The sequence below is a fragment of the Paramagnetospirillum kuznetsovii genome (genome assembly GCF_003284725.1).
Lineage (GTDB): Bacteria > Pseudomonadota > Alphaproteobacteria > Rhodospirillales > Magnetospirillaceae > Phaeospirillum > Phaeospirillum kuznetsovii.
Genome location: NZ_PGTO01000062.1, coordinates 1 through 752, shown reverse-complemented (window position 1 = coordinate 752; position 752 = coordinate 1). Strand labels below are relative to the sequence as shown.

Below are 752 nucleotides of genomic sequence, written 5' to 3'. Positions count from 1 at the left end.
TGCTGCGCTTCATCTCGTCCGTCCTTGTCAGGGCCGGACTCTACTTCAGACTGGAGGAGGATTCCCACGGCAGGTCAAGGGCAAGGGCTTCGAGATTGAGCTGGAGGGCGACATCGCGGCGATGGTTGAGCTGGGTCTTGAAAGCAAGAAACCCGCCCCTGGAGGGGCGGGTTTGCTTGGTGTTTACCGGAGTTCGGTAAAAGTGGTTGCGGGGGCAGGCAACCAGCGTTACTTGCACTTCGATTGGGCTCCTCTCAACGCCACTCTTTTGTCCGAGTAACGGGAGGAGAACACCATGACACGCACCCGTCAAACCGAAGACCGGTACACGCTCATCTCAAACCGCCTTGTAGCCGCCAGTTGTCGTGACCTTGACTGCCTGCCATCTGAGATCACTGCGACGATGATGGCTGACTGGATGATCAGGAACAAGGCCGGATGGTCGTCTTCCACTTGGAGGCAGTATCGTGCTGCGGTCAGCTTCGCTTTCGGTTCTCAGATATCGGCCCTCCTTCAGCAGGGCGGCCTGCCCGCTTCGGCCCAACGCGGTCTTCAGACGTCCGGCATGAAGGAAAAGCGTCTCCCACCAGATGATCTGAAGAAAATCCTCGACCACCTTCTTGAGCGGATCAATGCCACAAACAAACACCACGAAAACGACCTGTCGCCCAACTCCCTCGCAGTTCTGCTCCTGCTCTGCGGCACGATCGCAGGCCTTCGCCCCGGTGAATGGCCGTCGGTGAATCTCTGGC

At 58.4% G+C, this 752-nt stretch carries 2 protein-coding genes; both read left to right on the top strand.

From position 1 onward, the window contains the following. Nucleotides 1–280: hypothetical protein (locus CU669_RS21675; RefSeq protein ID WP_456095315.1), on the top strand; the 280-nt coding region annotated here is incomplete at its 5' end. A gap of 15 nt (nucleotides 281–295) precedes the next feature. Continuing rightward, on the top strand, nucleotides 296–752 hold a 457-nt coding region (locus CU669_RS20940), incomplete at its 3' end, for a hypothetical protein (RefSeq protein ID WP_146747844.1).